Consider the following 4,732-nt stretch of genomic DNA (forward strand, 5'->3'; position numbering starts at 1 on the left):
CCCGGGTGGTCACCACCGAGGGTGTCGATCTGATCGCGGAGTTCACCGCGGTGCTCGATCGGGCCCGTCCCACGGCCGCGGTCGCGCGGCCGGCGCCGGACCGGGCGGCGGCCCTCGTGGGCCGGGGCGTCGCGGATGGGACGTGACGGCGTCGGGCGCCGACGCCAGGGGGAGCGCGGCGAAGGGCCGTCGCCGCTCCCCGCGGAGCCCGTTTCTGCCCCGGTGGTCCCCGCGGCCCCGGTGGTCCCCGCGGCTCCGGTGGTTAATGTCGCCAACCTGCTGACGATCGTGCGGCTGGTGTTGGTGCCGGTCTTCGTGGTCTTCCTGTTCGCCGGGCCCGACGGGCATACCTGGCGGTACGCCGCCTTCGGCGCCTATGCGGTGGCCGCGGTGACCGACCAGATCGACGGCTCCATCGCCCGCCGCTGGCACCTCGTCACCGACTTCGGCATCCTGGTCGATCCGATCGCCGACAAGGCGCTGACCGGTGCCGCGTTGATCTCGCTGTCCGTGCTCGGCGAGCTGCCCTGGCCGGTCACCGTACTGATCCTCCTGCGGGAGGTCGGCGTCACCCTCCTGCGCTTGTGGGTGATCCGCTTCGGGGTGATCGCGGCGAGCCGTGGGGGCAAGGCCAAGACCCTGCTGCTGAACGTCGCGATCGGTCTCTACGTGCTTCCGCTGGCGGGTGTTGCCGCCACGAGCCGGGCCGTGATCCTCGCGGCTGGCGTGGTGGTCGCCATGGTCACCGGGATCGATTATGTCTGTCGAGCTCTCGCGCTGCGGCGGCGGGCCGCGCGGGACCCCGGCGGTGTCACCCCGCCGACGGGCGCGCCATCCACCGGCCTCTCGCCCGGCACCGGCCCCCCGGTGCGTCACCGGGGGGCCGGGCCGGCCGGGTCCGCCCCGTCAACGGCGGCCGGACCGACTACCAGGAAGACGGAGGGGCGGACCGATGCGCGCTGAGCTGCTGGCGGTGGGGGACGAACTTCTCTACGGCGACATCGTCAACGGCAACGCGGCCTGGTTGGGTCGGCAGCTGGCCGATGTCGGAGTGACCGTCACGACGTCGACGGTCGTCGGTGACGACATCGACATGATCGCCACGGCGATCCGGGTGGCACTGGACCGGGCTGACGTCGTCATCATGACCGGAGGGCTCGGTCCCACCCAGGACGACCTGACCCGCGAGGGCATCGCCGCCGCGGCCGGCGTCGGCCTGCGCCGGGACGACTTCCTGGAGTCGATGCTGCGGCGACGGTTCCGGGACCTGGGCCGCGGTGACGGTGGCCGGCGCGTGCCCCAGATGAACTACCGGCAGGCGGACCTGCCCGAGGGGGCACAACCGCTGCCGAACGGCGCCGGAACAGCCCCGGGGATACGGATGGAGATCGGGACCGGCGTCGTCTACGCGATGCCCGGTGTGCCGTTCGAGATGAACGACATGTTCACCGCCAGCGTGCTGCCCGACATCCTGCGCCGGGCCGGGCAGCCCGCGGTGGTCGTCCACCGGGTGCTGCGCACGGCGGGCATGTGGGAGTCGGCCGTCGCCGAGGCCCTCGCGGACGAGGTCGACCGGCTTGCCCCGATCGGCAATCCGCGCATCGCGTTCCTGGCCAGCGGTGGCCAGACCCGGGTGCGTATCACGGCCCGGGCCCGGGATCGGGCCGAGGCCGAGATGCTGATCGCACCGGTGGAGACCGCGGCCCGGACCGCGCTGGGCGCCGGGGTGTACGGCGGTGCGGACGACTCCCTCGAAGGCGTGGTCCTGGGGCTGCTGGTCCAGCGGTCGGCGACGCTGGCCGTCGCGGAGTCCATCACCGGGGGGCTGCTCGCCGGGCGGCTGACCGACGTCCCCGGTGCGAGCGCCGCGTTCCGTGGCGGCATCGTCTCCTACGCCACGGAGGTCAAGGCGTCGGCGCTCGGTGTCGATGAGGGTCTGTTGGCCGCCGGGGGCGCGGTGTCGTCGAGGACGGCCGCCGCGATGGCGGCGGGGGTCCGGTCTCGGCTGGGCGCCACCTACGGGTTGTCCACCACGGGAGTCGCGGGCCCGCGGCCGCAGGAGGACAAACCGGTCGGCACGCTGCATATCGGCCTGGCCGGACCGGATGGCACCGTCACCCGGTCGGTACGGCTGCCCGGGGACCGGCCGCGCATCCGCACCTACGCGGTGGTGTCCGCGCTGGACCTGGTGCGTCGGCTGCTCGCCGGGCTGCCGAGCAGCGAGATGACCACAACCGGCGACGGCGCGCCCTGACGCGCGAGACTAATCGCCGGACCTGAGGTGCTTACACAGTTACAGTCCCATCAACGAGGGCCCGATGGTTGCGGTGGTGGGTATACGGTGAACGCATCCCGCGGACGAAGGAGGAGGCTCGATGGTCCTGCTCCGACGCATGCTCGGCGAGGCGTTGCGCCGCCGCCGTCAGGATCAGCACCGCACGCTTCGGGAGGTGTCGTCGGCGGCACGGGTGTCGCTCGGCTACCTCTCGGAAGTTGAGCGTGGGCAGAAGGAGGCCAGCTCCGAGCTGCTTGCCGCCATCTGTGACGCACTGGGAGTACGGCTTGCGGACCTGCTGCGCGAGGTGAGTGAGGATCTCGAGCTCGCCGAGCTGGCGGTGCCCGCGCGGGTCGGCGCGCCCACCGTGGTGGTTCCCGCCCGCGCCGCGGTCGTCGACCGGGCGGCCTGAGTTGGGCGTCCGGCGTCTTCCGGCGTCCCGCCGCGTCGGCTGTCCCGTTCACGTGTCCCGTTCACGTTCGGGGTCTGCTCCGTTCATGACGTGCGCTCCGTTCATGATGTAGGTCTCGATGAGGTAGGTCTCGGTAGGTGTCTCGTTCGCGATGTCGGGCTGTGCTGGGCGCTGGGGCGTTCTGGACGCATACGGATCTCTTCACGGGGCACGCCGCAGGGAGCAGATGTCTCCGGCGTGAGAGGGGTCGAGTATGAGCGCCATCCGCAGCCCGTTGTCCGACGGGGCACGAAGCGTCACCGGTGAGGCCCTCCAGGGCACGTTGATCGACCTGATCGACCTGTCCCTGTCCGCCAAGCAGCTGCACTGGAACGTCACCGGGCGCACCTTCCGCAGTGTGCATCGCCAACTCGACGAGGTCGTCGACCTGGCGCGTCGTTACGCGGACGCCACCGCCGAACGTGCCGTCGCGATCGGGGTCAACCCGGACGGTCAGTCCTCGACGGTCGCCCGAGGCACCCACCTGCCGGGAGTGGAGGTGGGGTACATCCCGGATGAGAAGGTGATCCGGCAGACGACCGAGGTCCTCGCCGGGGTGGTCACGAGGATGCGTACCCGCATGGACGCGACCGAGAAGGCCGACCCGGTCACCCAGAACCTGATCATCGAGATCGTCCACGACCTGGAGGAGCAGCACTGGATGTTCCAGGCGATGGTGTGAGTCCCGCGCCGGGGGCGGTTTGCCCTCCCCCGAAAGGGCCCTCCCCCGAAAGGGGTTGTCTGGTGGCGGGTGGCGGACCCCTCTGCGACTCTCCCGAGATAGTTCTCGTGGCGCAGGTTGGTGTCGATCGTCGTTCCCGGGCGGGCTCCCGGGCATGGCCCGCAGGGAAAGAAGATCGCGTGAATACCCCCGCGTGGCCGGAGGACGATGACGGCTGGTCGGAGTGCCGGCTGGTCCAGGTGTGCAAGAGCTGTAACGGGTTGGGCGAGCTGCTGGTGGTCTTCGCCACCGCGCGCGGCGGCTTTGTGCCGGCCTGCCGGGCATGTCTGGTCTGCGCGGGACGCGGCCGCACGGCGCTGCAGCCGCCCGTCTGAGTCCGCCGCGGGGTAACCGCCGCGGCTCCGGCGTGCGACGATCGATGTATGGCGAATGTCGTCCGCAAGATCTACCGCTATCTGTCGGCCTCGGCGAACCGGAAGTTCGACGAGAAGGCCGACCCGCGGGTGCAGATCGACCAGGCCATCGCGGAGGCCCGGCAGCAGCACGAGGCGCTGGTCCAGCAGGCGGCGCTTGTCGTGGGTAACCAGCGTCAGCTGGAGATGCGCATGGCACGCCAGGTGGACGAGGTCGCGAACCTCACCGAGTCCGCCCGGTCCTCGTTGCTGCTGGCTGACAACGCGCGAGCGGCCGGCGATCTGGCCACCGCGGCCGGCTACGAGGAGACGGCCCAGGCGTTCGCCAGCCAGCTGGTCTCGGCGGAGGCATCGCTGGAGGACCTGAAGAACCTGCACCGCCAGGCCGCCGCGTCCGCCCAGCAGGCCCGGACCGCGGTCGAGGACAACACCGTGCGGATGCAGCGCCATCTCGCCGAGCGTGCTCGCCTGCTGACACAGATCGAGCACGCCGCCATGCAGGAGCAGATGACCAAGGCGATGGAGGGGATGTCCTCGCTCGCCCCGGCGGGGGACACGCCCACCCTCGGGGAGATCCGGGACAAGGTCGAGCAGCGCTACGCGGTCGCTCTCGGGCGCCATGAACTCGCCTCCCAGGGGATGGAGGCGCGGATGATCGAGGTGCGGCGCGCGACCATGGACGCCCGGGCCTCCTCCCGCCTCGCCGAGCTGCGCGGTGACATGGCGGCCGGGGGCCAGCTTCCCGCTGGCGCGGGCGGTTCCGCGGCGTCATCCGGTCCCGCGGCGCCGCCTGGTTCCGCGGCGTCATCCGGTTCCGCGGCGTCATCCGGTTCCGCGGTCAAGCCCACCGGCGGTGGGACGCCGTGAGTCGGAAGGCGGGACCGGCCGTGACCGGCTGGCCGGGGTGGGAC

6 protein-coding genes are annotated in these 4,732 nt (G+C 71.7%); all 6 read left to right on the top strand.

Going from position 1 to position 4,732, the window contains the following annotated elements:
* The first annotated feature begins 258 nt into the window (after nt 1–258).
* The 6 genes from AC08OV_RS23580 to AC08OV_RS23605 all read left to right on the top strand — a co-directional run bounded on the left by AC08OV_RS23580 (nt 259) and on the right by AC08OV_RS23605 (nt 4,688).
* Nucleotides 259–963: a CDP-alcohol phosphatidyltransferase family protein gene (locus AC08OV_RS23580; protein WP_476598616.1), complete on the top strand. Its 705-nt coding sequence runs from the start codon at nt 259–261 to the stop codon at nt 961–963.
* Nucleotides 953–2,254 carry a competence/damage-inducible protein A gene (locus AC08OV_RS23585; protein WP_476598618.1) on the top strand — a complete coding sequence of 434 codons (1,302 nt, stop codon included), beginning with the start codon at nt 953–955 and terminating at the stop codon, nt 2,252–2,254. The genes AC08OV_RS23580 and AC08OV_RS23585 overlap by 11 nt, the downstream gene beginning before the upstream one ends.
* 121 nt (nt 2,255–2,375) lie before the next feature.
* Nucleotides 2,376–2,687, top strand: coding sequence for a helix-turn-helix domain-containing protein (locus AC08OV_RS23590; RefSeq protein ID WP_462188820.1), 312 nt, complete (start codon nt 2,376–2,378; stop codon nt 2,685–2,687).
* Nucleotides 2,688–2,940: 253 nt separating this feature from the next.
* Nucleotides 2,941–3,408 (top strand): Dps family protein, encoded by a 468-nt coding sequence (locus AC08OV_RS23595; RefSeq protein WP_476620339.1) that lies wholly within the window; start codon nt 2,941–2,943, stop codon nt 3,406–3,408.
* Nucleotides 3,409–3,587: 179 nt separating this feature from the next.
* Nucleotides 3,588–3,782: a hypothetical protein gene (locus tag AC08OV_RS23600; protein WP_462188818.1), complete on the top strand. Its 195-nt coding sequence runs from the start codon at nt 3,588–3,590 to the stop codon at nt 3,780–3,782.
* Nucleotides 3,783–3,830: 48 nt separating this feature from the next.
* Nucleotides 3,831–4,688 carry a PspA/IM30 family protein gene (locus AC08OV_RS23605; RefSeq protein WP_476620340.1) on the top strand — a complete coding sequence of 286 codons (858 nt, stop codon included), beginning with the start codon at nt 3,831–3,833 and terminating at the stop codon, nt 4,686–4,688.
* Nucleotides 4,689–4,732 lie beyond the last annotated feature (44 nt).

This window comes from Frankia sp. CeTa3Moorea (genome assembly GCF_978021225.1).